At 70.2% G+C, this 22,525-nt stretch carries 19 protein-coding genes; 8 read left to right on the top strand and 11 right to left on the bottom strand.

Annotated features, from left to right (window positions below):
- Nucleotides 1-14: 14 nt before the first annotated feature.
- Nucleotides 15-455, bottom strand: coding sequence for a hypothetical protein (locus ACWDZ6_RS19985; RefSeq protein ID WP_389182673.1), 441 nt, complete (start codon nt 453-455; stop codon nt 15-17).
- 418 nt (nt 456-873) lie between these two features.
- On the opposite strand from ACWDZ6_RS19985, the gene ACWDZ6_RS19980 reads away from it, so the two are divergent.
- From ACWDZ6_RS19980 to ACWDZ6_RS19965, 4 genes are read left to right on the top strand one after another with little or no spacing between them, the layout of a single operon-like run.
- Complete coding sequence (locus ACWDZ6_RS19980; RefSeq protein ID WP_451503922.1) at nt 874-3,654, top strand: sensor histidine kinase; 2,781 nt, start codon at nt 874-876, stop codon at nt 3,652-3,654.
- Nucleotides 3,651-4,115, top strand: a complete 465-nt coding sequence (locus ACWDZ6_RS19975; RefSeq protein WP_451503921.1) for a roadblock/LC7 domain-containing protein — start codon at nt 3,651-3,653, stop codon at nt 4,113-4,115. Before ACWDZ6_RS19980 ends, ACWDZ6_RS19975 begins: the two co-directional genes overlap by 4 nt.
- 9 nt (nt 4,116-4,124) lie before the next feature.
- Complete coding sequence (locus ACWDZ6_RS19970) at nt 4,125-4,529, top strand: DUF742 domain-containing protein (protein WP_326648506.1); 405 nt, start codon at nt 4,125-4,127, stop codon at nt 4,527-4,529.
- Nucleotides 4,510-5,115, top strand: coding sequence for a GTP-binding protein (locus tag ACWDZ6_RS19965; protein WP_326648505.1), 606 nt, complete (start codon nt 4,510-4,512; stop codon nt 5,113-5,115). Before ACWDZ6_RS19970 ends, ACWDZ6_RS19965 begins: the two co-directional genes overlap by 20 nt.
- A 224-nt stretch (nt 5,116-5,339) precedes the next feature.
- On the opposite strand, the gene glpK is transcribed toward ACWDZ6_RS19965, so the two are convergent.
- From glpK to ACWDZ6_RS19935, 6 genes are all read right to left on the bottom strand, one after another.
- A complete protein-coding gene (gene glpK / locus ACWDZ6_RS19960; protein WP_451503920.1) occupies nt 5,340-6,854 on the bottom strand; it encodes a glycerol kinase GlpK in 1,515 nt (504 codons plus the stop codon).
- Between the two features lie 30 nt (nt 6,855-6,884).
- Nucleotides 6,885-7,646, bottom strand: a complete 762-nt coding sequence (locus tag ACWDZ6_RS19955) for an MIP/aquaporin family protein (protein WP_366734335.1) — start codon at nt 7,644-7,646, stop codon at nt 6,885-6,887.
- 303 nt (nt 7,647-7,949) lie between these two features.
- Nucleotides 7,950-9,140, bottom strand: coding sequence for a lipid-transfer protein (locus ACWDZ6_RS19950; protein WP_451503919.1), 1,191 nt, complete (start codon nt 9,138-9,140; stop codon nt 7,950-7,952).
- Nucleotides 9,137-9,568, bottom strand: a complete 432-nt coding sequence (locus ACWDZ6_RS19945) for a Zn-ribbon domain-containing OB-fold protein (RefSeq protein WP_326655101.1) — start codon at nt 9,566-9,568, stop codon at nt 9,137-9,139. The genes ACWDZ6_RS19950 and ACWDZ6_RS19945 overlap by 4 nt, the downstream gene beginning before the upstream one ends.
- Nucleotides 9,569-9,634: 66 nt before the next feature.
- The gene (locus tag ACWDZ6_RS19940) at nt 9,635-9,982 is read right to left on the bottom strand and encodes a DUF962 domain-containing protein (protein ID WP_366734332.1); all 348 of its coding nucleotides are present in this window, start codon (nt 9,980-9,982) and stop codon (nt 9,635-9,637) included.
- A 156-nt stretch (nt 9,983-10,138) separates the two neighbouring features.
- A complete protein-coding gene (locus tag ACWDZ6_RS19935) occupies nt 10,139-10,948 on the bottom strand; it encodes a M15 family metallopeptidase (RefSeq protein ID WP_451503918.1) in 810 nt (269 codons plus the stop codon).
- A gap of 60 nt (nt 10,949-11,008) precedes the next feature.
- Between ACWDZ6_RS19935 and ACWDZ6_RS19930 the strand changes: the two genes are divergently transcribed.
- The gene (locus tag ACWDZ6_RS19930) at nt 11,009-11,512 is read left to right on the top strand and encodes an NUDIX domain-containing protein (protein WP_451503917.1); all 504 of its coding nucleotides are present in this window, start codon (nt 11,009-11,011) and stop codon (nt 11,510-11,512) included.
- Between the two features lie 22 nt (nt 11,513-11,534).
- Here the strand turns inward: ACWDZ6_RS19930 and ACWDZ6_RS19925 are convergent, their stop codons facing one another.
- Nucleotides 11,535-13,895: a glycoside hydrolase family 31 protein gene (locus tag ACWDZ6_RS19925; RefSeq protein WP_451503916.1), complete on the bottom strand. Its 2,361-nt coding sequence runs from the start codon at nt 13,893-13,895 to the stop codon at nt 11,535-11,537.
- 217 nt (nt 13,896-14,112) lie between these two features.
- Here ACWDZ6_RS19925 and ACWDZ6_RS19920 point away from each other — a divergent pair, with 217 nt between their 5' ends.
- Complete coding sequence (locus tag ACWDZ6_RS19920; RefSeq protein WP_451503915.1) at nt 14,113-16,089, top strand: acetoacetate--CoA ligase; 1,977 nt, start codon at nt 14,113-14,115, stop codon at nt 16,087-16,089.
- 114 nt (nt 16,090-16,203) lie between these two features.
- On the opposite strand, the gene ACWDZ6_RS19915 is transcribed toward ACWDZ6_RS19920, so the two are convergent.
- Nucleotides 16,204-17,523, bottom strand: a complete 1,320-nt coding sequence (locus ACWDZ6_RS19915; RefSeq protein WP_451503914.1) for an aminotransferase class I/II-fold pyridoxal phosphate-dependent enzyme — start codon at nt 17,521-17,523, stop codon at nt 16,204-16,206.
- A gap of 48 nt (nt 17,524-17,571) precedes the next feature.
- Here ACWDZ6_RS19915 and ACWDZ6_RS19910 point away from each other — a divergent pair, with 48 nt between their 5' ends.
- Nucleotides 17,572-18,846, top strand: a complete 1,275-nt coding sequence (locus ACWDZ6_RS19910) for an MFS transporter (protein WP_451503913.1) — start codon at nt 17,572-17,574, stop codon at nt 18,844-18,846.
- A gap of 22 nt (nt 18,847-18,868) precedes the next feature.
- Nucleotides 18,869-19,810, top strand: a complete 942-nt coding sequence (locus ACWDZ6_RS19905) for a hypothetical protein (protein WP_451503912.1) — start codon at nt 18,869-18,871, stop codon at nt 19,808-19,810.
- Nucleotides 19,811-19,877: 67 nt separating this feature from the next.
- Here the strand turns inward: ACWDZ6_RS19905 and ptsP are convergent, their stop codons facing one another.
- Both ptsP and ACWDZ6_RS19895 read right to left on the bottom strand, forming a co-directional pair.
- Entirely contained in the window at nt 19,878-21,548 is a 1,671-nt protein-coding gene (ptsP, locus tag ACWDZ6_RS19900) for a phosphoenolpyruvate--protein phosphotransferase (protein WP_451503911.1), read from the bottom strand.
- 78 nt (nt 21,549-21,626) lie between these two features.
- Entirely contained in the window at nt 21,627-22,076 is a 450-nt protein-coding gene (locus tag ACWDZ6_RS19895) for a PTS sugar transporter subunit IIA (protein ID WP_451503910.1), read from the bottom strand.
- Nucleotides 22,077-22,525 lie beyond the last annotated feature (449 nt).

Genomic DNA, 22,525 nt, shown 5'->3' with positions numbered 1-22,525 from the left:
TGAGGCGCGGCCGCTCAGGCTCGCGAGAGCCTGCCCGAGCCGCTTCGCCGTATCCGCTCGGCCTGGCGGGCGTCCGCCCTGGCCGTCCGGCGCGCCGTGCGGCGCTCACGTCGCAGCTGCCGCGCCGTGCTGCTCGGTATGGACACCACACCATTGCGCTGGTTCCACACCTGGCGGGTCACCCAGACGTCCAGCACCGCCCACGTCGCCACCACCGTGCTGCCCACGCTGCTGAGCACCATCGGGAAGGCCAGCCAGGATCCGGTGAGCGTGCAGAGGAAGGCGACCATCCCCTGAATCATCGTCAGTGAAGCGATGATCACCGCGCGGACCGCTGCCGTACGGACCGGATCGGCCATGCGTCTGCTGACCGCCGGCTCCTCCACCCAGAGCTGCCGTGGGACATCCGCATAACTCGTCGCCCGCACCACGCCGCGACGCTCGTCCCTGTCCATGGACCCTGTCACTCCCACCTCTGTCCGACTTCAGGGGTGGGTGCCCGGATTCCGCTGCTCTACTCCCGCTGCCGAATCGAAAGGCGGAGCGAAGCCGAACCGAATGCGATGTGCGCGGCGCCTGCGGATCTCCGAGTCCCCGTACTGATTGACGATTGAGCAGGGCGGATGATTCCCGCAGAGCGAAGAATTCCAGCCATCTGTGACGGTCCGAAAGATGACGTGCCGCCAGGCGAGGTCCGCCGTCGCCGGAATGCCATCTCCCCGAATACCAGGACAACCCATGATCAACGCGTCTGTCGTCGGCCGAAAAACATCCGGACGCGCCTTCGAGTTGTCAGTGTGACAGTAGTAGGCTCACGCCGTTTGTTGACGGAACACCACCCGCAATCGTGCGGGGGTTGATCAGGGGGAGGCCATGCGCTTTCGCGGGAAGTCCATCCGCCGGAAGATCGTGGCGTTGCTGCTGGTGCCGCTTGTCTCCCTCACCGCGCTCTGGGGCTTCGCCACCGTACTGACCGGTCGGGAGGCTGGTCAGCTCCTGGATGTCACTGCCGTGGTGGAGGAGGTCGGTCATCCGGTCGCGGACACCGTCGTCGTCATCCAGAAGGAACGCCGTCAGACTCTCATCTACCTTGCGGACCGCAGAGCTTCCGACGCTCTGCCCTCTCTGCGCGATCGGCGCGCGGCCACCGACCGGGCCGTCGCCAAGATCAAAACGAATCTGAAGAAGTCCGGAATCCGCGACGACATGCGGCCCGACACTTCGCAGAAGCTCAGCTCCCTCCTCGACGAACTCGACGGCCTGGGCGCTCTGCGCCGCTCCGTGGAGGCGGGCACGGTCTCCCGCAGCCAGGCCCTGGAGTTCTACAACCGGCTCGTCGACCCCTGTTACAGCTTCCTGCTGACGCTCCATGCACTCAGCGACGTCGAAATGGAGCGCCAGGGCCGCGCGCTCGTCGGCCTCGTCCGCGCCGCCGAAATGCTCTCCCGCGAGGACGCGTTGATCGCCTCCTCGCTCACCACCCGCAAGATCACCGCCGATGAGATCCGTTCGCTCTCCGACTTTGTGGCCAAGCGCGAGCTGTACTACGAGACCAGCCTCGAAGTTCTGCCCGCCAAGGAACGCGAGATCTACGAGCAGTACTGGAGCAGCCCCGAGACCGCGCCGCTGCGGGACGCCGAGGAACGCCTCATCCAGGCCGGCCCGGTCAGCGACGCGGGCGCGTCCGAAGCCGGGCGCTGGCAGTCCGCGGCCGCACCAGTCCTCGACGACCTCGCCCGAGAGGCCGAGGAAGCGGGCGTCCGCTACCAGCACCGGGTCGAGCCCTCGGCGTACAACGTCTTCGTCAAGGCGGGTATCGCGGGCGTACTCGGCTTCCTCGCCCTCCTCGTCTCGGTGATCGTCTCCGTACGCATCGGCCGTGACCTTGTCCGCGACCTCTCCCGGCTGCGCAAGGAGGCCCACGAGGTCTCCGGTGTCCGTCTCCCCAGCGTGATGCGCCGTCTCGCCGCCGGCGAGCACGTCGACGTCGAGACCGAGGCCCCGCGTCTGGACTACGACAAGGACGAGATAGGCCAGGCGGGCCAGGCGCTCAACACCCTTCAGCGGGCTGCCGTCGAGGCCGCTGTCCGCCAGGCCGACATGCGCCGCGGAGTCTCCGAGGTCTTCGTCAACCTCGCCCGCCGCAACCAGGTCCTCCTGCACCGCCAGCTCACGCTCCTCGACACCATGGAGCGGCGCACCGAGGACACCGAGGAACTCGCGGACCTGTTCCGCCTCGACCACCTCACCACCCGTATGCGCCGGCACGCCGAGGGCCTGGTGATCCTGTCCGGCGCCGCCCCGTCCCGCCAGTGGCGCAAGCCGATCCAGCTGATGGACGTCGTACGGGCCGCGGTCGCCGAGGTCGAGGACTACGAGCGCATCGAGGTGCGGCGGCTGCCGCGTATCGGGGTCGGCGGTCCGGCGGTCGCGGACCTCACTCATCTCATCGCCGAACTCCTTGAGAACGCGACGGTGTTCTCGCCCCCGCACACCGCCGTCCAGGTGCACGGCGAGCGGGTCGCCAACGGCTTCACCCTCGAAATCCACGACCGCGGCCTGGGCATGGCCCCGGAAGGGCTGCTGGACGCCAATCTGCGGCTCGCCGAGACCCCCGAGTTCGAGCTCTCCGACACCGACCGGCTCGGCCTCTTCGTCGTCAGCCGGCTCGCCCAGCGCCAGAACGTCCGGGTCTCGCTGCAGCCCTCCCCGTACGGAGGGACCACCGCGGTCGTCTTCATTCCCGCGGCCCTGCTGACCGAGGCTCCGGAAACCCAGGGCACCGGCTTCCGCCTCGACCGCAAGAGCGAGAGTGCGGCCGGACGCCGCGGCAGCGACGGCAGGCACCCGGCGCTCGCCAAGGTACCCACCGGTCTGAGCGGCTCCACCCTGCTGGACGGCCCCGTCGAACTGGAGGCGCCTGTTGGCGCCTTGGGCTTTGACGACCGGCCGGTCCTCGGCGGAGGCGGCTCGCTCGCCGACATCGAGGACACGGAGAGCGAACGCGGCGGAATCTTCCGCGCCCGCGGCCGGGACCGCCGTCGCGAAACCCCGGACGAGCAGCACCAGCAGGCGCGGGACCAGTCGCCGGGCCCGATCGGCGGCCCGGTGCCACTGCCGCGCCGCAAGCCCCCGACGCTGGTCACCGACAACGGCCGCAGGGTGGACGAGCGGGGTCGTACCCACCCCGCCCCGGCCCCGGGACCCGCGCGCGCGGCGGAGCCTCCGCCCGCGCCGGTCCCCGGTCCACGCCCCGCTGCCTGGCCGGGACCCACGCCGGTACCCTCACCCTCACCCGTACCCAATCCGGAACCGACATCCGTACCTACTCCGGGACGCCCACCAGCCCCCGCCCCGCGACCCGCCGCAGGACCGGCCCCGGCCACGCCCGACGGCCTGCCCCGTCGGGTCCGCCAGGCCAGCCTCGCCCCTCAGCTCCGGGAGACGTCCGGCGCTGCCGGGCAGCCGCCCGCACCGGCAACCGAGCAGGACATCGAGCGGGACGCGGAAGAAGTGCGCAACCGCATGGCTTCAATGCAGCGCGGCTGGCAGCGCGGCCGCCTGCAGAACGCCGAAGAGGCCGAGGCCACCGACCAGGCCGCCGGCCCCGGCGAGACCGCACCAGGAACCACATCTGAGGGGGACGGTCGATGACCGCACCGCACGCCGCATCCAACGCCCACCCGACCGCCAACGGCGGCTATCCGACCACCAACGGCTCCGGCGAACTCAACTGGCTGCTTGACGAGCTGGTCGACCGCGTCGCCAGCATCCGCAAGGCACTTGTGCTCTCCAGCGACGGACTGGCCACCGGCACGTCCCGGGATCTCACCCGTGAGGACAGTGAGCATCTCGCCGCTGTGGCCTCGGGATTCCACAGCCTGGCCAAGGGCGTCGGCCGCCACTTCGAGGCAGGCAGGGTCCGGCAGACCGTCGTGGAGCTGGACGAGGCCTTCCTGTTCGTCACGGCGGCGGGCGACGGCAGCTGTCTCGCCGTGCTCGCCGACGCCGACTCCGACGTCGGCCAGGTCGCGTACGAGATGACCCTCATGGTCAAGCGCGTCGGCGTCCACCTCACCACCGCGCCACGGACCGGTCTGCGCACCGGAGGGTGAGTGGATGGCATGAGTGAGTCAGCTCAGTACGCTCAGCAGCCCCACCACTTCTTCGATGCCGAAGCCGGCCCCGTGGTCCGTCCGTACGCGATGACACGCGGACGGACGAGCAGCGCGACCCGGCACCGCCTCGACCTGATCGCTCTGGTCGTCCCGGAGCTCGCGGCCGACGACCCCGGCAACGACCAGTCGCTCTCGCCGGAGCATGTCGAGATAGTCGAGCGCTGTGGCGACACCCCTCAGTCGATAGCCGAACTCGCGGCTACCCTGGACCTTCCCGTCGGAGTCGTCCGGGTCCTCGTCGGCGACCTCGTCGAGGACGCGCTGGTGCATGTAACCCGTCCCGTTCCGCCGGCCGAACTGCCGGACGTGAGCATTCTCCGCGAGGTGATCAATGGTCTTCGGGCGCTCTAGCCGCCGAAAGCCACCTGTCGAACCGGTGACGTTGAAGATCCTGGTGGCGGGCGGATTCGGCGTGGGCAAGACGACCTTGGTGGGTGCGGTCAGCGAGATCAGACCGCTGCGTACCGAGGAGACGCTGAGTGAGGCGGGCCGCCCCGTCGACGACACCGAAGGCGTCGAGAACAAGACGACCACCACGGTCGCCATGGACTTCGGGCGCATCACGCTCCGCGAGGACCTGGTGCTGTATCTCTTCGGCACACCGGGGCAGGACCGTTTCTGGTTCCTGTGGGACGAGCTCGCGCAGGGCGCGCTGGGCGCGGTCGTCCTCGCCGACACCCGCCGCCTGGAGGACTCCTTCGCGGCGATCGACTACTTCGAACGCCGTGGCATCCCCTTCACCGTGGCCGTCAACTGCTTCGAAGGGGCGGGCCGTTTCCCCGGCGAGAGCGTGCGTGCCGCGCTGGATCTCGACTCCGAGGTGCCGCTGCTGATGACCGACGCGCGCGAACGCGAGTCGGTCAAGGAGGTGCTGGTGGCGGTGGTGGAGCACGCCCTGACGCGCGCCGACCGCCGGCGCGAGCACGCCACCACCTGAGAACGCCACCACCTCATCCGGCGATCCCGGCAGAGGCGGACCCCGCAGCGACACGGCCCGTACCCCCACCGACTGGGGTACGGGCCGTGAGCTCTTCGCGGCCGGCTCACGAACACCGGCCGGGAGCACCGGCTCCTCAGCGCGCCGGCCTGGGAGCACCCGCCTCGTCAGCGAGCCCCCTCAGGAGCGCCTGCTCAGGAGCGAGGGCCCAAGAGGCGCGTCGCTCAGGACTGGCCGCCGGCCTCCTCCCAGCCGAAGCTCCGCTCCACCGCCTTGCGCCAATTGTGGTACTCGCGCTCGCGGGTCTGCGCCTCCATCCGCGGCGACCACTCGACATCGCGCTTCCAGTGCGCCTTGAGCTCATCGAGGCCGGACCAGACACCGGTCGCCAGCCCCGCCGCGTACGCGGCCCCGAGGCAGGTGGTCTCCGAGACCTTCGGCCGGATCACCGGTACGCCCAGCACATCCGCCTGATGCTGCATCAGCAGGTTGTTGGAGGTCATGCCGCCGTCCACCTTGAGCGTGGTGATCTGCACCCCGGAGTCCTGGTACATCGCGTCCACGACCTCACGCGTCTGCCAGCTGGTCGCCTCCAGCACCGCCCGCGCCAGATGGGCCTTGGTGACATACCTGGTCAGGCCGGTGATCACGCCGCGTGCGTCGGAGCGCCAGTACGGGGCGAAGAGCCCGGAGAACGCCGGGACGATGTACGCGCCGCCGTTGTCGTCCACACTGGCGGCCAGCGTCTCGATCTCGTCCGCGCTGCGGATGATGCCGAGCTGGTCCCGGAACCACTGCACCAGGGCGCCTGTGATGGCGATCGACCCCTCCAGGCAGTACACCGGCGCCTCGTCGCCGATCTTGTAGCCCAGGGTGGTGATCAGCCCGCTCTTCGAGGGCACGGGCCGGTTACCGGTATTGAGCAGCAGGAAGCTGCCGGTGCCGTAGGTGTTCTTGGCCGTGCCGGTGTCGTAGCAGGCCTGCCCGAAGATCGCGGCCTGCTGGTCGCCGAGCGCGGATGCCACCGGCACGCCGGAGAGCTGGCCGACAGCCGTTCCGTACACCTCCGCCGAGGACCTGATCTCGGGAAGGATCGCCTGCGGCACGTTCATCGCCGACAGGATCTCCGGATCCCACTCGAGGCTCTGCAGGTTCATCAGCATGGTGCGGGAAGCGTTGGTCACATCGGTGACGTGGACGCCCCCGTCCGTACCGCCCGTGAGGTTCCAGATCAGCCAGGAGTCGATGGTGCCGAAGGCGATCTCACCGCGTTCGGCCCGGCTGCGCAGTCCGGGCACATTGTCCAGCAGCCAGGCCGCTTTGGGCCCCGAGAAGTAGCTGGCCAGCGGTAGTCCGGTCGTGTCACGGAAACGGTCCTGCCCGTCCGTGCCGCCCAGTTCATGGCAGAGCGCGGCGGTACGGGTGTCCTGCCAGACGATCGCGTTGTGCACCGGCTTACCGGTCGCCCGGTCCCACAGGACCGTCGTCTCCCGCTGGTTGGTGATACCGAGCGCACTGAGCTGGTCGGTGCGCAGCCCGGCCTTGGCGATGGCTCCCGCCACCACGGCCTGGACCTTGGACCAGATTTCGGTGGCGTCGTGCTCCACCCAGCCGGGCTTGGGGAAGATCTGACGGTGCTCGCGTTGGTCGACGGCGACGATCGCGCCGTCCTGGTCGAAGATGATGCAGCGGCTGGATGTGGTGCCCTGGTCGATTGCGGCGACGAATTTTTCCGTCATGACGTCCCCTTGTCGAAGCGGCCTGAAGGCCTAGAAGGCAGCGTTGAAAATGAGGCCGGCCAGCAGCCCGCCGATCACGGGTCCGGCCACCGGCACCCAGGCGTAACCCCAGTCGGATGTTCCCTTGTTGGGGATCGGCAGCAGTGCGTGTGTGATGCGCGGCCCCAGGTCGCGAGCCGGGTTGATGGCGTAGCCGGTCGGCCCGCCGAGTGAGAGTCCGATACCGACGACCAGCAGCGACACCAGCAGGATGGAGATGCCGGAGCCATAGATCCCGGCGTTCTGCCCGGGGATCTGGCCGATACCGATGCCGTCGTTCTTGCCGAAGGCCAGTATCGGGAGCACCAGACCGATCGTCGCGATGATCTCGGTGATCAGGTTGGCGGCCGGACTGCGGATCTCCGGGCTGGTCGAGAAGATCCCGAGCGTGGGCTGTGCGTTCGTCTCCTCCGCGTTGGCCCGGAACTGAGCGAAGTAGACGAGATAGGCGAGTACGGCGCCGAGGGTCGCGCCGACCATCTGCCCGAGGATGTACAGCGGAACCTTGTCCCACTCCCCGGTGTCCACGGCGACTCCCAGCGTCACGGCCGGATTGAGATGACCACCCGACAGCGGAGCGGCGGTGTACGCGCCGGCCAGCACACCGAAACCCCAGCCGAAGGCGATGACGACCCAGCCCGCGGCCTTCGCCTTGGAGTGGTGAAGCGTGACGGCGGCGCAGACGCCCGCGCCGAAGAGGATGAGTATCGCGGTGCCGATGACCTCACCGACGAAAATGTCTCCATTGCTCATGGCAACTCCTAGGCCCTCGCCCGGGGCCCTGCCACGGTCCTCCGTGCAGGGTGCGTGCTCCATGGCATTCGTGCTCCATGGCGTTCCATGGCTACGGATCACAAGGCAGGGGGAGTCCCGTACCCGCCGGTGTCCGTGACGAGCGTGGTGAGCGTGCACAAGTGCGGCGATGCCGACGATGAGGCAGTGTTCACCGGCCGTGATGGGTCGTCAAGGTCGTTGACAGCAAGTGCAGTTCACGACCGGTGCGTTGACACGCTAGCGGGGAACGTAAGGCAGCGGGAGTACGCCTGGCAGGTCTGTTCAGCGAACGGCGACGACCGCCGAACCATGGCCGAAAAGCCCCTGGTTCGCGGTGATCCCGGCACGGGCTCCCGGTACCTGGCGCTCTCCGGCCGCACCCCGGAGCTGCCAGGTCAGCTCGCAGACCTGTGCGATGGCCTGGGCCGGCACGGCTTCACCGAAGGACGCCAGCCCGCCGCTTACGTTCACCGGGACGCGCCCGCCGAGAGCCGTGGCACCTTCGCGTACGAGCTTGGCTCCTTCACCCGCGCCGCACAGACCGATGTCCTCGTACCACTCCAGCTCCAGGGCTGTGGAGAGGTCGTACACCTCGGCGAGCGAGAGGTCGTCGGGTCCGATGCCCGCCTCCTCGTACGCGGCCAGTGCGATCGACGCGCGAAAGGAGCGCGGAGAGGGCCCCATCGCGGCCGCCGAGTCGGTCGCGATGTCCGGAAGGTCGAGTACGGCCTTCGGATAGGTCGGCGTGACGGTGGAGACCGCGCGGATCCGGACCGGATCGGCGGCCCCGTGCCGACGCGCGAAGTCCATGCTGCACAGCACCAGCGCGGCGGCGCCGTCGGAAGTCGCGCAGATGTCGAGCAGCCGCAGCGGATCGGCGACCACCGGGGAGGCGGCGACGTCCTCGGCCGAAACGGTCCTGCGGTAGCGGGCGTTGGGGTTGAGCGCGCCCGCCGCCGCGTTCTTGACCTTGACCAGCGCGAAGTCTTCCGGAGTGTCCCCGTACAGAGCCATACGGCGGCGTGCGTAGAGCCCGAAGTACGCCGGGTTGGTCGCGCCCAGCACCCGGAAGCGCAGCCAGTCGGGGTCGTCCGGCCGATCGCCTCCGGCCGGTGCGAAGAAACCCTTCGGCGCCGAGTCCGCGCCCACCACCAGCACCACATCGGCCATCCCGGCCAGGATCTGGGAACGTGCGGTGTTGATCGCCTGCGCACCCGAGGCGCACGCCGCGTAGACGCTGGTGACGCGTGCCCCCTGCCAGCCCAGCGCCTGTGCGAACGTCGCCCCCGCCACATACCCGGGATAGCCGCAGCGCACCGTGTCCGCGCCGACCACCGACCGCACCTGCTGCCAGTCGATCCCGGCGTCGGCCAGTGCCGCCCTGGCCGCTGTCGTGCCGTACTCGACGAAACTGCGCCCCCATTTGCCCCAGGGATGCATTCCGGCCCCGAGGACCGCCACATCGCCGGTCATGACGCAGTCTCCACGGGCCGCCAGTGCCAGGTCGTCCAGACGGTCCCCGCGTCCTCGTTGAGCACACCGGGTACGACCTCGACCTCCATGCCGACCGCCAGTTCCGCGACGGTCACACCCGGCACGGCCTGACCGAGGACGACCATCCGCTCAGCCTCGAGCTCGACGGCGAGAAGCGCGTACGGCTTCCACTCCGCGGCCGGGTCGGACACGTACGGAGCGGGCGGACGGTAGCGCCCGTCCGTGTACGACCACACCCGTCCCCGCTTGGAGAGCTGCACCTCCGCCAACTCGCCGCCCGCGCAGGCGGGGTTGCGGCAGTACGAGTCCTCACGCGGGAAGAACACCGAGGAGCAGGCCGTACAGCGGGTGCCCAGTAGTCGGAAGTCCTCCTCACCGCTGTCCTGTGTGAACCATCCGGCCACCACGGGCGTGCGCTTCAAGGTTCCTCCCCGGCACCGCAATCTGACGGAACGTCAGAAGTGTGCCACGGGTCAGCGGTTCCCGGCGAGCCACTTGTCGGCGATCTCGGCCAGTTCACCGTCCCGGCCCGCCAGCATCATCCGGATCATCTGCACGTCGCCCCGCAGTGACCAGGCGGGATGCCCGAAGGTGGCGGGGTTGTTCTTCTCGATGAAGAAATGCGCCGGCCAGGCGGTCCCGTAACCGATCAGCGGCAGAGCGGCCGCATATCGCTTCCGCCCACGCGCCAGTCCGTACACGCTCACCGCGAGGCCCGTCAGCGTGCCGGTCAGATGGACCCAGCGGGTCGCGGACCTCGAATGCATCGCGACGTAGTAGGGCCAGAACTCCTCGTACGAATCAAATGTCTGCTGCGCCATACCGGCACCGTATTCCCTCGGCGGAGAACCGGATACGGCCCGCGTGCGTCCGACAGCAGAGAACGGCCGGCCGGAGTCTACGGGGGTGGTCCCGGCCGGCCGCTCCGCGGCTGTCCTCCTCAGTCGGCTCCCGCCGGCCGGCTCCCGCCGTCCCGCTCAGTGCCCGGCGACCGAACGCCACGCCACGGGGAAGTCGAAGAAGGTGTCCGGGAAGGGCTCCGGCTTGTAGGTGAAGTGCCACCACTCCTCGGGAAGGTTCACAAAGCCGACCGCGCCCAGGGTGCTCTTCAGCAGTTGCCGGTTGGCGCGCTGCCTGCCCTGAATCCTGGGGTCATCGGTGTGCGACAGCGTGTCGAAGCAGTCGAATCCGGTCCCCATGTCGACGGAATTGTCCGGGAAGCGCTCGGACTTGGGCGCATAGCACGGGACGAGACGCTCGCCCGGGACGTACGGCCTGGTCGGCAGGGCCGGCAGCTTCACGATGGTGAGATCGACCGTGCTGCCCCGGCTGTGCCCGGACTTCTCCGCTATGTAACCGTCCTCGAACAGTCGCGACTTGTCGACTTGAGGATAGAACTCCTTTTTCATCGCCTCGTCCTCGAGGTCCTTCGCCCACCGCACGAAGTGGTCAACGGCCCGCTGGGGCCGGTAGCAGTCGTACACCTTCAGTGAGTAGCCCTGCCGCAGCAGCTTCGACTGCGCCCGGTGCAGCGCCTGCGCGGTGGGCCGGGTGACGATGCAGAGCGGCCGGCGGTAGCCGTCCACCGGCTCGCCCACGAAGTTGTGCACGGTCCTGTAACGCATCTCCTGGATGATCGTCGGGTCAACGGTACGCAGCGCCACGAACTCCTTCGGTGCCTTCGGTTCGGAATGGGCCTGCGCCAAAGGGGTGGTGGCCGCGGTGATGGCGAGGAGCGCGGCGGCCGTCGCCCCGAGGGCGCGGAACGCGGAAGCAAGTCCAGTCATGCGCCCACCGTTTACCAGTTCCCGGCCCGGCGGGAAAGGGTGATCGGGTACAGTCCGCGCGTGCCCAAGGACTCCCACTGCGGCAACTGCGGAGCGCCGTACGGCCCGGTCGCCGGCTGGCCCCGTACCTGCCCGGCCTGCGGCGAGACCGCTTACCGCAATCCGCTGCCCGTCGCCGTCGCGCTGCTTCCGGCCCGTGACGCCGACGGCACCGGACTCGTCGTCATCACCCGCACCATCGAACCACAGCGCGGCGGCATCGCGCTGCCCGGCGGCTTCATCGACCACGGCGAGGACTGGCAGCAGGCGGTAGTGCGGGAGCTGCGGGAGGAGACCGGGATCGAGGCGGCGCGCGCGGAGGTCCGGCTCGCCGACGCGCTGAGCTCGCCGGACGGCCATCTGCTCCTCTTCGGCCTGCTGCCGGAACGCACTGCCGCGGACCTCCCGGACCCGGCGCCCACGGACGAGACGGCCGGCTGGCATCTGCTGCGCGGCCCCGCCGAGCTGGCGTTCCCGCTGCACACCGTCGCCGCACGGAACTGGTTCGCCGGCCGGTACGGCTGACCGGGCCGCGAGCCGCATATCCCTACGGCCGACCACCCAGCCCGCGCACCCTCACCCGCCACCGCGGCGGAGCGGTCCCGTCCCCCTTGATCTGCTCCACCACGACCCGCCCGTCCACCAGCCGGGTCGTGTACCGCTCAAGCTCCGCCTGCTCCCAGCCGTCACCCAGGTCCGGGACCACCAGGCCGCCGCCCTTGCGGCCCTCGACCGGTGCCCACACCTCCAGCTCCATGCCGCCGTCCGCGCCCCGCACCGGGATCACCGCGCCGCCCCGGGCCAGTACTGGGATACGTGACAGAGGCGCGTCCACCAGGACCTGCCCCGGCCCGTCGTACGCCCGCCCCGTGGACGTGTCGTACCACCGGCCGCGCGGCAGCCGCACCGCCCGCCTGTCCGTCCCGCGCTCCAGCACCGGCGCGACGAGCAGCGCGTCACCGAGCAGAAAGGCGTCCTCACAGTCGCGCAGCACCCGGTCCTCCGGAGAGGCCCACCACAACGGCCGCGCGTACGGTGCCCCGGTCCGCCTCGCCAGGTGCGCCAGCGTGACGAAGTACGGGCGCAGCCGCTCCCGTTCGGCGAGGGCCGCCTTCGCGTACGCGAGAACCTGCGGGCCGAACTCCCACGGCTCCCTGCGCCCCGCGTCGATCGCCGCATGCGTACGGAACAACGGCAGCTGTGCCCCCAGCTGGAACCAGCGCAGATACAGCTCCGGTGACGGACTGCCGTCGAAGCCGCCCACATCCGGACCGGAGTACGGGACGCCGCACAGCCCGAGCCCCAGCACCAGGGAGAGCGAGGCGCGCAGCCCGGGCCAGCCGGTGGAGACATCTCCCGACCAGGTGCCTCCGTACCGCTGCATACCCGCCCAGCCGGAGCGCGAGAAGAGGAACGGCCGCTCATCCGGCCGCAGCTGCCGCAGCCCCTCGTACCCGGCGCGTGCCATCGCGAGGCCGTACACATTGTGGGCCTCCCGGTGGTCGCCTCCTCGCCCCTCCAGTACGTGCCTGGCGGAGCGCGGCAGCGTCATGTCGCCGAACGGCATGAAGGACACCGGTTCGTTCATGTCGTGCCACACCCCGGAGAACCCCTGCGCCAGCCGCTCCTCGTAAAGCCCGCCCCACCACCGGCGGACCGCCGGATCGGTGAAGTCCGGATAGACACAGTCACCGGGCCAGACGACGCCGCGCACCTCCGCGCCCCGCGCGTCCCGTACGAACGCCCCCGCCGACTTCCCGCTGTCGTACACCGCGTTCCCGGGTTCCGCCTTCACCGCCGGATCGACGATGGAGACCAGCCGGACCCCGTCCTCGCGCAGATCCCTGGCCATCGCCGGCAGATCGGGAAATCGTTCCCGGTCGACGGTGAAGACCTGATGCGCGTCGTAGTGGTCGATGTCCAGATGAACCGCGGACAGCGGCAGGTCCCGCGCCCGGTAGCCGGCCGCGATCCGGCGCACCTCCCGCTCGCTGCCGAATCCCCACCGGGCGTGCTGTGGGCCCAGCGCCCAGGACGGCGGCAGCGCGGGGGCGCCCGTCAGCTGGGTCCAGCCGGTCAGTACACGTGCGGGCGTGCCCACCACCACCCAGCAGCGCAGCGGCCCGCCGTCCATCCGCACCTCACTCGTGCCCGGCCGGTCGTGCCCGGAGCCCGCGCCCTCCTCGCCCTCCCGCAGCGTGACCCGGCCCTCCCAGGAGTTGTCGTGGAAGGCGAGATGGGTGCCGGCGTCGGCGACCACCAGCTGCACCGGCATGGTGATGTACAGCGGGTCGTCGTCGGGACCGAAGCTGCCCCTGGGGTCGGTGTTCCACAGGCGGTATGTGCCGTCGCGCAGCCGCGGTCCGCCGGCCCGGCCGCCGAGCCCGAAGAAACGCGCGTCCGCAGGCACTTCGGTCCGCTGCACCCACCGGGCCGGACCGCCCTGCACCGGCTCCCACCAGCGCGGCGGCAGATCCCGGCGCAGTACGACACCACCGGGCGTCCGGATCTCGACGGCGCCGTGCCGGGAGACCTCGACCGTCACCCGCTCCGACACCACGCGCCAGCCGCCGTCCTTGTCGGGTTCCAGCGCGGCTCGGGGATCCGGCTCGGGAGGCGCGCCGTCCAGCGCGTACGACGGCTCGGGCTCCGCGCCGTCCCAGCCCCAGAAGACCGCCCCGCCGGCCGCGACCCGGATGCGCAGCTCCGAACGGGCGAACCGTATGACCCCGCCGCCGGGCAGCGACTCGGCGCCGCTCACCGGTCCCGGCACCCTGGCCCGCTCCGCTCCCCGGCTGGGCAGCCCCCGGGCGTCGGTCCGCCGTTGCCGCCATGCCGAGCGTGCCGCGCGCAGCCCCTGCACCGTTCCGAAGATCTTCACCGAGCGCACCAGCCCACGACCGTCCATGCAGCTCACCCTGTCATCCGCCGGAGCGTGGGTGGGGTTTGTTCAACTCCCGTTCACCCGTGGTCAGAGCACATATACCCTCGTCCGGCCATGGGTGGTGGGCCCTGGTGCGAAAGACGATCACATGGCATCGTCCGTGTCAGCCGTGTCACGCGCACACCCCGCTCGTGCGCGTGACACACGCAGACACCGCGTAGAGCCACCCGGGAGCCGCACCATGACCTCAGCAGAGAACCCTGCCCCTCTCTGGCAGCCGGACCCGGACCGCATCGCAGCCGCCCGGATCACCCGATTCCAGGCCTGGGCCGCCGAGCGCCACGGGGCCCCGGCCGAGGGTGGCTACGCGGCGTTGCACCGATGGTCCGTCGACGAGCTCGAGACCTTCTGGCGGGCGGTCGCCGACTGGTTCGACGTGCGGTTCTCCACTCCGTACGAGCGTGTCCTCGCCGATCCCGCGATGCCCGGCGCCCAGTGGTTCCCCGGAGCCACCCTCAACTACGCGGAGCATGCGCTGCTCACCGCCGAGGATCCGGCCCGCGCCCAGGACGCGGCGCTGTTGCATGTGGACGAAACGCACGAGCCGACGCCGATCAGCTGGTCGGAGCTGCGCCGCCAGGTCGGAGCGCTCGCCGCCGAACTGCGTGCCCTCGGCGTACGCCCCGGAGACCGCGTCGGCGCCTACCTCCCGAACATCCCGCAGGCGGTCACCGCCCTGCTCGCCACCGCGGCCGTCGGCGCGGTCTGGACCTCCTGCGCGCCCGACTTCGGCGCCCGCAGCGTCCTCGACCGCTTCCAGCAGGTCGAGCCCGTCGTCCTGTTCACCGTCGACGGTTACCGCTACGGCGGCAAGGAACACGACCGCACCGAGGCCGTCGCGGAGCTCCGCCGTGAACTCCCCACTCTGCGCGCCGTGATCCACATCCCGCTGCTCGGCACCGAAGCCCCCGACGGCGCGCTGGACTGGTCCGCGGTCACCTCCGGCGACACGGAACCCGTCTTCGAACAGGTCCCCTTCGACCACCCGCTCTGGGTGCTGTATTCCTCCGGGACGACGGGCCTGCCGAAGGCCATCGTCCAGTCGCAGGGCGGCATCCTGCTGGAGCACTTCAAGCAGCTCGGCCTGCACTGTGACCTCGGCCCCGAGGACCGCTTCTTCTGGTACAGCTCCACCGGCTGGATGATGTGGAACTTCCTCGTCTCCGGCCTGCTCACCGGCACCACGGTGGTCCTGTACGACGGCAGCCCCGGTTATCCCGACACCGGCGCCCAGTGGCGCATCGCCGAGCGCACCCGGGCCACCCTCTTCGGCACTTCCGCCGCGTACGTGATGGCCTGCCGCAAGGCGGACGTCCACCCCGCGCGCGACCACGACCTCTCCCGCATCAAGTGCGTCGCCACCACCGGCTCCCCGCTCCCGCCCGACGGCTTCCGCTGGCTGCACGACGAGGTGGCCGATGACCTGTGGATCGCCTCGGTCAGCGGCGGCACGGACGTGTGCAGCTGCTTCGCCGGCGCGGTGCCCACGCTGCCCGTGCACATCGGCGAACTCCAGGCCGCCTGCCTCGGCACCGACCTCCAGTCCTGGGACCCTCAGGGCAAGCCGCTCATCGGCGAGGTCGGGGAACTGGTCGTCACCAATCCCATGCCGTCCATGCCGATCCGGTTCTGGAACGATCCCGACGGCAGCCGCTACCGCGAGAGCTACTTCGAGATGTTCCCCGGCGCCTGGCGGCACGGCGACTGGATCACCATCACCGACCGGGGCTCCGTCGTCATCCACGGCCGCTCGGACTCGACGCTGAACCGCCAGGGTGTCCGGATGGGCTCGGCCGACATCTACGAAGCCGTCGAACGCCTTCCGGAGATCCGCGAGTCGCTGGTCATCGGCCTGGAGGAACCGGACGGCGGCTACTGGATGCCGCTCTTCGTCCACCTCGCCGAAGGTGCCGTCCTCGACGACGGCCTGCGGGCGCGCATCAAGCAGACGATCCGCGAACAGCTCTCCCCGCGCCATGTCCCGGACGACATCATCGAGGTCCCCGGCGTTCCGCACACCCTCACCGGCAAGCGCATCGAGGTACCGGTGAAGCGACTCCTGCAGGGCACGGCACTGGCGAAGGCGGTCAACCCCGGCTCGGTCGACAACCTCGAACTGCTGCGTTTCTACGAAGACATCGCGCGCGAACGCGGCTAGCAAGGAGCTCGAAACCAAGCCCGTACGGCTTCCGAGGCGAGGGGGCCGGAAATCAAGCCCGTCCGCCGATTGAGGACAGAACGGCAGCCGGACGGCCCCGGCCGAAGAACCGCACTACCCCCCGTACGTGGCCTCGGACTCACCCAGCACCGCCGCGAAGTCCGAGGCCAGCCCTCCCGCCTCCACCGGCTCCAGCTCCGCCGTCGTGATCCGTACGCCGGGCCCCGACGCGATCCGGAACCGCGCCCCTGCCGCGACCCACCAGCCCCTGGACCGCAGCCCGTTGACGACGGCCGACTCGTCCCGCACCGGCACCCACACATTCATCCCGCTCACACCATGTGCGTCGAGACCATGTGAGGCCAGCGCGGCCACCAGGGCGGCTCGCCGGTCCCCGTACGCGGTCCGCGCGCGCCCCACCTGTGCCGTCGTGTTCCGATCGGTCATCAGCCCGAGCACGGTCCGCTGCAGCAGATGACTGATCCAGCCGGATGTCAGCAGCAGCCGACCGTCGTGCCGGGCCAGCGTCGTCGGATCGCAGGCGGCCGCGGCCCACCGCAGATCAGTTCCCAGATACTTGGTGACGGTCCGGACATGCGCCCAGCGCGCCAGACCGCCCGCGGCGAGCGAGTGCAGCGGGGCGCCCGAGATGTCCGAGGCATGGTCGTTCTCGATCACCAGCACTTCGGGCGAGTCCCGCAGTACGTCCACGAGTGCGTCGCGCCGCCCGGCCGAGAAGCGTCCGCCGTACGGATTCTGCGCCCGCGGACTTGCCACGACGGCCCGTGCCCCCGCCCGCAGCGCCGCGCTCAGCGCCTCCGGCCGCATGCCCTCGTCGTCCACCGCCACCGCCACGGATCGCAGACCCAACGCCTGTACGAGATCGAGCAGATGGTGGTAGCCCGGATCCTCCATGGCCACCGTGTCGCCCGGCCGCAGCTCGGTGGAGAGCAGCCGCGCCACACAGTCGAGTGCCCCGTGCGCGAAGGTGACGTGCTCGACCGGCACCCCTTCGGCGCCGATCCATGTCCGGGCCGCGTGCTCCAGCTCCGGCAGCCTGGGGGCCGACCGGTGCGAACGGGCCCCGGGGGAGAGCCGCGCGGGCGGCACCAAGTCCGGGAGGAAGGCCGGATCGGGGTGGCCGCCTGCCAGATCCCGCAGCCCCTCGGGCACCTTCGGCGGCCGCCGGGACGCGACGGCCGGCGCCGCGGCGATCACGGTCCCGCCCCGTCCACGCGTCACCACGACACCGCGTCGGCGCAGCTCCTTGTACGCCGTCGCGACCGTCCCGGCGCTCACCCCGAGATCGTCGGCGAGCCGCCGGACGGGAGGCAGGGCGTCCCCGGGCTCCAAACCCCCGTCCGCCACGGCCCGTTCGACGGACGCGGCGATTCCCTTGGCGGTCCTACCCTCGATCGAATATTGTGCTGCCACGTAGTTAACTATGTACCAATACATAACTCACGTCAAGGGGGGAAACCGGTGAGCCTGCTCCACCGCCGGGCCGCACTGAAAGACCGCATCCCAGGAGGCCGCGACGGCCGTCGCATGCTCGGAATCACCTTGGTCGACAAGGTGGGAAACGGTCTCTGGACCGCCACGCAGGCGCTCTACTTCACCTACGTCACGGGTCTGTCCCTCACCGAGGTGGGCTTTCTCATCGCGGTGTCCGCCGGTATCGGCATCGCGGGCGCACCGATCGCAGGACGTGTCGCCGACCGGCTGCCCATCACCCGCGTCCTCATCGCCGCCCAGCTGCTGCGCGCCACCGCGGGCCTGGCCCTGCTCACCACCGACCACTTCGCGCTGCTGCTGGCCATCGCGGCCCTCGGCAGCCTCGGCGACCGCGGGGCCAATGTCCTCACCAAGCTCTACGCCGCCCGCATCGCCGGGTCCGCGCGCGTCCGCTACCAAGCGGTGAACCGCACCGTCGGCAACACCGGCTTCGCCATCGGCGGCCTCGCCGCCGCAGCCGCGCTCGGCGTCGGCACCACAACCGCGTACCAGTCACTCCTGATCGGCAACGCCCTCACCTCGGTGTGCGCCGCCCTCCTCACCCTGCGCTGCGGCGAGCCCCCCGCCCCGTCGCGCGTCGTCAACGGATCCGCGCGCAAGACCGTCGCCGCAAGGCCCGCCAACCCCTGGCGCGACCGTACGTATCTCCTCTACGTGGCCAGTGAAGCGGTGCTCTTCCTCGACGATGCCGTCTTCATGGTCGGGCTGCCGCTCTGGATCGTGCACGCCACCGAGGCCCCGCACGGCCTGGCACCGCTTCTGCTCGTCCTGAACAACGTGATGGTGGTGGCCCTCCAGATCCCCCTCGCCCGATTCGGCGCCACCACGCGGGCCGCCCGGCGTCTGCTCGGACCGCTCGCGGCCGCCTTCGCCGCCGGCACCCTCGCCCTGAGTGTGTCCGCGGCGGACAACCGGTGGCTCGCGACCACCGCACTCGTCCTCGCCGCCGTCGCACTCACGCTGGCGGAGATCCTCCACGCCACCATCTCCTGGGAACTCTCCGTCGCTCTCGCCCCCGACGAGGCACAGGGCGCATACCTCGGAGTGCACGGCGTGGCCGCATCGGCCCAGCGCAGCGCCGGGCCGCTGATCGTCACCGGGGCCATCGCGGCAGGCCCCGCGGGCTGGGCACTGCTGGGTGCCGGACTTGTGGCCACCTGCTTCGCGCAGAGCCGTCTTGTACGGAGCAAGCTGCCCGACCCCGCGTTGTCAGTGCCGCCAGTTACGGTGAGTCACCAGTAGTCAACAGCGCTCAGGGGGAGACATGGCGTACACGAGGCAGTCCAGGCGGCCCAAGCGGTCGACGCGGTCCACGCGTCAGCGGGCCAGGAACAACGCAGCCATGCGGCGCACCCTGCGCCGCGAGGTCCCCAGCACCGTAGGCCTGCTGGCCGACGAGCAGGACTTCACCGCGATGCGCCGCTACCGCACCTTCACCTTCGACGACCACGCGAGTTATCTCCGACAGATCGACGACCTGCTGCGAACCCTCGCCGCCCGGCAACTGCACACCACCGTCGCCCTCTTCGACCCCGAGGACTTCACGGAGTACTGCGCGGAAGCCGGCCTCGACCCCGACGCGGCCATGAGCCGCTCCCGCTACACCGCGGAAATCGCCGGCCGCGGCGCCACCGTCCCGTACACCGGCCAGGCCCTCGACAGCCTGCTGCCCCAGCTCATCAACAAGGCAGTCCGCAAAGCCACCTGGGAGTACAGCACGATGCTCCTCGCCGACCTCGGAGAGTGCGCCGACTGCGGTCAGGACATCGGCCGGGCCGCCTTCGACCGGGCCTCCCGCATCCTGATGCGACTGCTCGAGGAGGCCGGACCCGGCACACACCACCTCGTCTGCAGCGTCCCCGCCCCGGACGAACAGCTCCTCGCCGTCCTGCACGCCGAAGGAGCCACCGCGGCCCCCGCCGAGCTGGACGCCTCCGAGGGCGCGGAGTTCGTCACCGTCCTCGCGGCAGGCATCGCCCTCGAGAGCCCTTGCGGAGTAGTGCTTCGTACGAGCGCTCCCGACACCCCGGACCACCTCCATGGCTGGCGACTCCACCAGGGCCGGCTCCTCCCGCTCACCGCCGGTGAGGTCTTCAGCGCCTACTGCACCGACGCCACCACCGGCGAACCGCTGTCCCCCGAGCCCGGCGTGGAGTACTGCGCGGGCTTCGACCTCACCACCGACGACCCGGGGAACCATCACTGAACGCCGAAGGGGCTTCCTGCCGTCCCCGGCAGGAAGCCCCTTCGGTATCCGCCTGCCGATCTACCGGCTACTCGCCGGAGAGCACCGCCCGGGCGGCCACCCGGGCCTCCTCGGCGGTGTCGGCGGCACGCGCCGCGGCGGCAGCCCGCTCGCACTGGGCGAGCGTGTACTTCGCCAGCGTCGCCCGCACGTACGGAATCGATGCCGCACCCATGGACAGCGAAGTCACACCGAGACCGGTGAGCACACAGGCGAGCAGTGGATCGGAGGCAGCCTCACCACACACACCACAGCTCTTGCCCTCGGCCTTCGCGGCCTCGGCCGACAGCGCCACCAGATCCAGCAGCGCCGGCTGCCACGGATCCTGCAGCCGCGACACCGCACCCACCTGACGGTCGGCGGCGAAGGTGTACTGCGCGAGGTCGTTGGTCCCCAGCGAGAGGAACTCGACCTCCTGCAGGATCGAACGCGCCCGCAGCGCTGCGGACGGAATCTCCACCATCGCACCGAACTTCGCCCGCAGTCCGGCCTCGCGGCACGCGTCCGCGAACGCCCTGGCGTCCGTACGGTCGGCCACCATCGGTGCCATCACCTCGAGGTACACCGGCAGACCCTCGGCGGCCTTGGCCAGCGCCGTCAGTTGCGTCCGCAGCACCTCGGGGTGGTCCAGCAGACTGCGCAGCCCGCGCACGCCCAACGCCGGGTTCGGCTCGTCGGCCGGAGTCAGGAAGTCGAGCGGCTTGTCCGCGCCGGCGTCCAGCACCCGCACGACCACCCGGCCCTCGGGGAACGCCTCGAGCACCTTGCGGTACGCCTCGACCTGCTTCTCCTCGGACGGCGCCTGCTTGCTGTCGTCCAGGAAGAGGAATTCCGTACGGAACAGCCCGACGCCCTCGGCACCGGCCTCCACCGCGGCGGGCACATCGGCGGGACCGCCGACATTGGCCAGCAGCGGCACCTTGTGGCCGTCCGACGTCGCACCCGGTCCGCTGGTCGCGGCAAGCGCCGCCTTCCGCTCCGCCGCGGACTGCTCCATCGCCGCGCGCTTCTCGTCGCTCGGCTCGACGAAGATCTCGCCCGTGCTGCCGTCGACCGCGATCAGCGTGCCCTCGGCCAGCTCACAGGCGCCCGGCAGCGCCACCACGGCGGGCACTCCGAGCGCCCGCGCCAGAATCGCGCTGTGACTGGTCGGACCGCCCTCTTCGGTGACGAACCCGAGGACCAGGGCGGGGTCGAGCAGCGCGGTGTCCGCCGGCGCGAGATCCCGCGCGATCAGTACATACGGCTCGTCGCTGTCCGGCACACCGGGCATCGGCACACCGAGCAGCCGAGCGACGATCCGGTTCCGTACGTCATCGAGGTCCGCGACCCGTCCGGCCAGGTACTCACCGGCACCCGCCAGCAGCGCGCGGTACGCGGCGAGCGCGTCGTACACCGCACGCTCAGCGGTACTGCCGACGGCGATGCGCCGATCCACGTCGGCCATGAGTTCCGGGTCCTGCGCCATCATGGCCTGCGCCTCGAGCACGGCCTGAGCCTCGCCACCTGCCAGATTGCCCCGAGCATTCAGGTCGGCGGCCACGGCTTCCACGGCCTTGCGCGCGCGCCCCTGCTCGCGCTCCGCATCCTCCGCCGGAATCTGCTTGGCAGGCGGTTCCAGGACCGCCGTGCCCATGTGCCGAACCTCGCCGATCGCCACACCGTGGCTCACGCCGACGCCTCGCAGCGTTGTCTGCATTTCACCCGTCTCCGATTGAGCGACGGCCGCTGCCGCCGCGATGGATGTCCAACTGACGCCGCCACCGCGGCGTCGGCGTTACTGCCAGGCGAAGAGGGAGTCGCCGGCCTTTACATCGCCGTCCTCGCGGACGTCGGAGAGGGAGTCGGCCGTGGCCTCGAGCGCCACGATCGGACAGATGGCGGACTTCCCGGCAGCCTCGACGGCCGACGGGTCCCAGCGCACCACGGACTGTCCGCGCTGCACAGTGTCGCCCTTGTTGACGAGCAGCTCGAAGCCCTGGCCGTTGAGCTGAACAGTGTCGATGCCGAGGTGCGTCAGCACTCCGTGACCCTGCTCGTCGACGACAACGAAGGCGTGCGGGTGCAGGGAGACAATGACGCCGTCAACGGGGGCGACGGCCTCCGACGGCTCACGCACGGGGTCGATGGCGGTACCGGGGCCGACCATCGCACCGGAGAACACCGGATCCGGCACCGCCGCGAGTCCGATGGCACGTCCAGCAAGAGGGGACGTCACTGTGGTCATGGAGCCTCCAAGGGCGGAGATTCGTACGGCGTCGTCGCGGGCTGTCCTGAACGACGCGCTGTTCAGAAGGGTAAGTCACAGGAAGTCCTAGTTCCGCATGAGAGCTGCTAGTTGGCGGACCTAGGTGCGCACCGGAAACGATTTGCCTCGCCTCCCGGCGGCCTGTACTGTCGAACCCCTGCCTGACCCCAACGCGACTTTGAGTCGGCGGTCGGCAGCACCTATCAAGCCGAGATTCTAACTGGTCTAAACCTCTGCATGTCTGCAGGGTGGTGGTCAGGAAGAGCGAAAGAGCCTGATAGAGTTTGGAAACACCGAAGGGAAGCGCCCGGAGGGCCCTTTGAAAAGGGTCTGAAGGAAGCGTCCGTTCCTTGAGAACTCAACAGCGTGCCAAAAGTCAACGCCAGATATGTTGATACCCCGGCCTGTTTCGGCAGGTTCGAGGTTCC

The sequence above is a fragment of the Streptomyces sp. NPDC002926 genome (assembly GCF_053591755.1).
Note: the sequence above shows the minus strand (reverse complement) of the source record. Positions and strands in the feature narration are given on the sequence as shown.

Bases quoted from the DNA above. Each gene is read 5' to 3' on its own strand.
- ACWDZ6_RS19905 (WP_451503912.1), top strand. From the start codon at position 18,869: ATGGCGTACACGAGGCAGTCCAGGCGGCCCAAGCGGTCGACGCGGTCC.
- ACWDZ6_RS19895 (WP_451503910.1), bottom strand. From the start codon at position 22,076: ATGACCACAGTGACGTCCCCTCTTGCTGGACGTGCCATCGGACTCGCG.
- ACWDZ6_RS19980 (WP_451503922.1), top strand. From the start codon at position 874: ATGCGCTTTCGCGGGAAGTCCATCCGCCGGAAGATCGTGGCGTTGCTG.
- ACWDZ6_RS19985 (WP_389182673.1), bottom strand. From the start codon at position 455: ATGGACAGGGACGAGCGTCGCGGCGTGGTGCGGGCGACGAGTTATGCG.
- ACWDZ6_RS19950 (WP_451503919.1), bottom strand. From the start codon at position 9,140: ATGACCGGCGATGTGGCGGTCCTCGGGGCCGGAATGCATCCCTGGGGC.
- ACWDZ6_RS19970 (WP_326648506.1), top strand. From the start codon at position 4,125: ATGAGTGAGTCAGCTCAGTACGCTCAGCAGCCCCACCACTTCTTCGAT.
- ACWDZ6_RS19955 (WP_366734335.1), bottom strand. From the start codon at position 7,646: ATGAGCAATGGAGACATTTTCGTCGGTGAGGTCATCGGCACCGCGATA.
- ACWDZ6_RS19940 (WP_366734332.1), bottom strand. From the start codon at position 9,982: ATGGCGCAGCAGACATTTGATTCGTACGAGGAGTTCTGGCCCTACTAC.
- ACWDZ6_RS19935 (WP_451503918.1), bottom strand. From the start codon at position 10,948: ATGACTGGACTTGCTTCCGCGTTCCGCGCCCTCGGGGCGACGGCCGCC.
- ACWDZ6_RS19975 (WP_451503921.1), top strand. From the start codon at position 3,651: ATGACCGCACCGCACGCCGCATCCAACGCCCACCCGACCGCCAACGGC.
- ACWDZ6_RS19920 (WP_451503915.1), top strand. From the start codon at position 14,113: ATGACCTCAGCAGAGAACCCTGCCCCTCTCTGGCAGCCGGACCCGGAC.
- ptsP (WP_451503911.1), bottom strand. From the start codon at position 21,548: ATGCAGACAACGCTGCGAGGCGTCGGCGTGAGCCACGGTGTGGCGATC.
- ACWDZ6_RS19925 (WP_451503916.1), bottom strand. From the start codon at position 13,895: ATGGACGGTCGTGGGCTGGTGCGCTCGGTGAAGATCTTCGGAACGGTG.
- glpK (WP_451503920.1), bottom strand. From the start codon at position 6,854: ATGACGGAAAAATTCGTCGCCGCAATCGACCAGGGCACCACATCCAGC.
- ACWDZ6_RS19965 (WP_326648505.1), top strand. From the start codon at position 4,510: ATGGTCTTCGGGCGCTCTAGCCGCCGAAAGCCACCTGTCGAACCGGTG.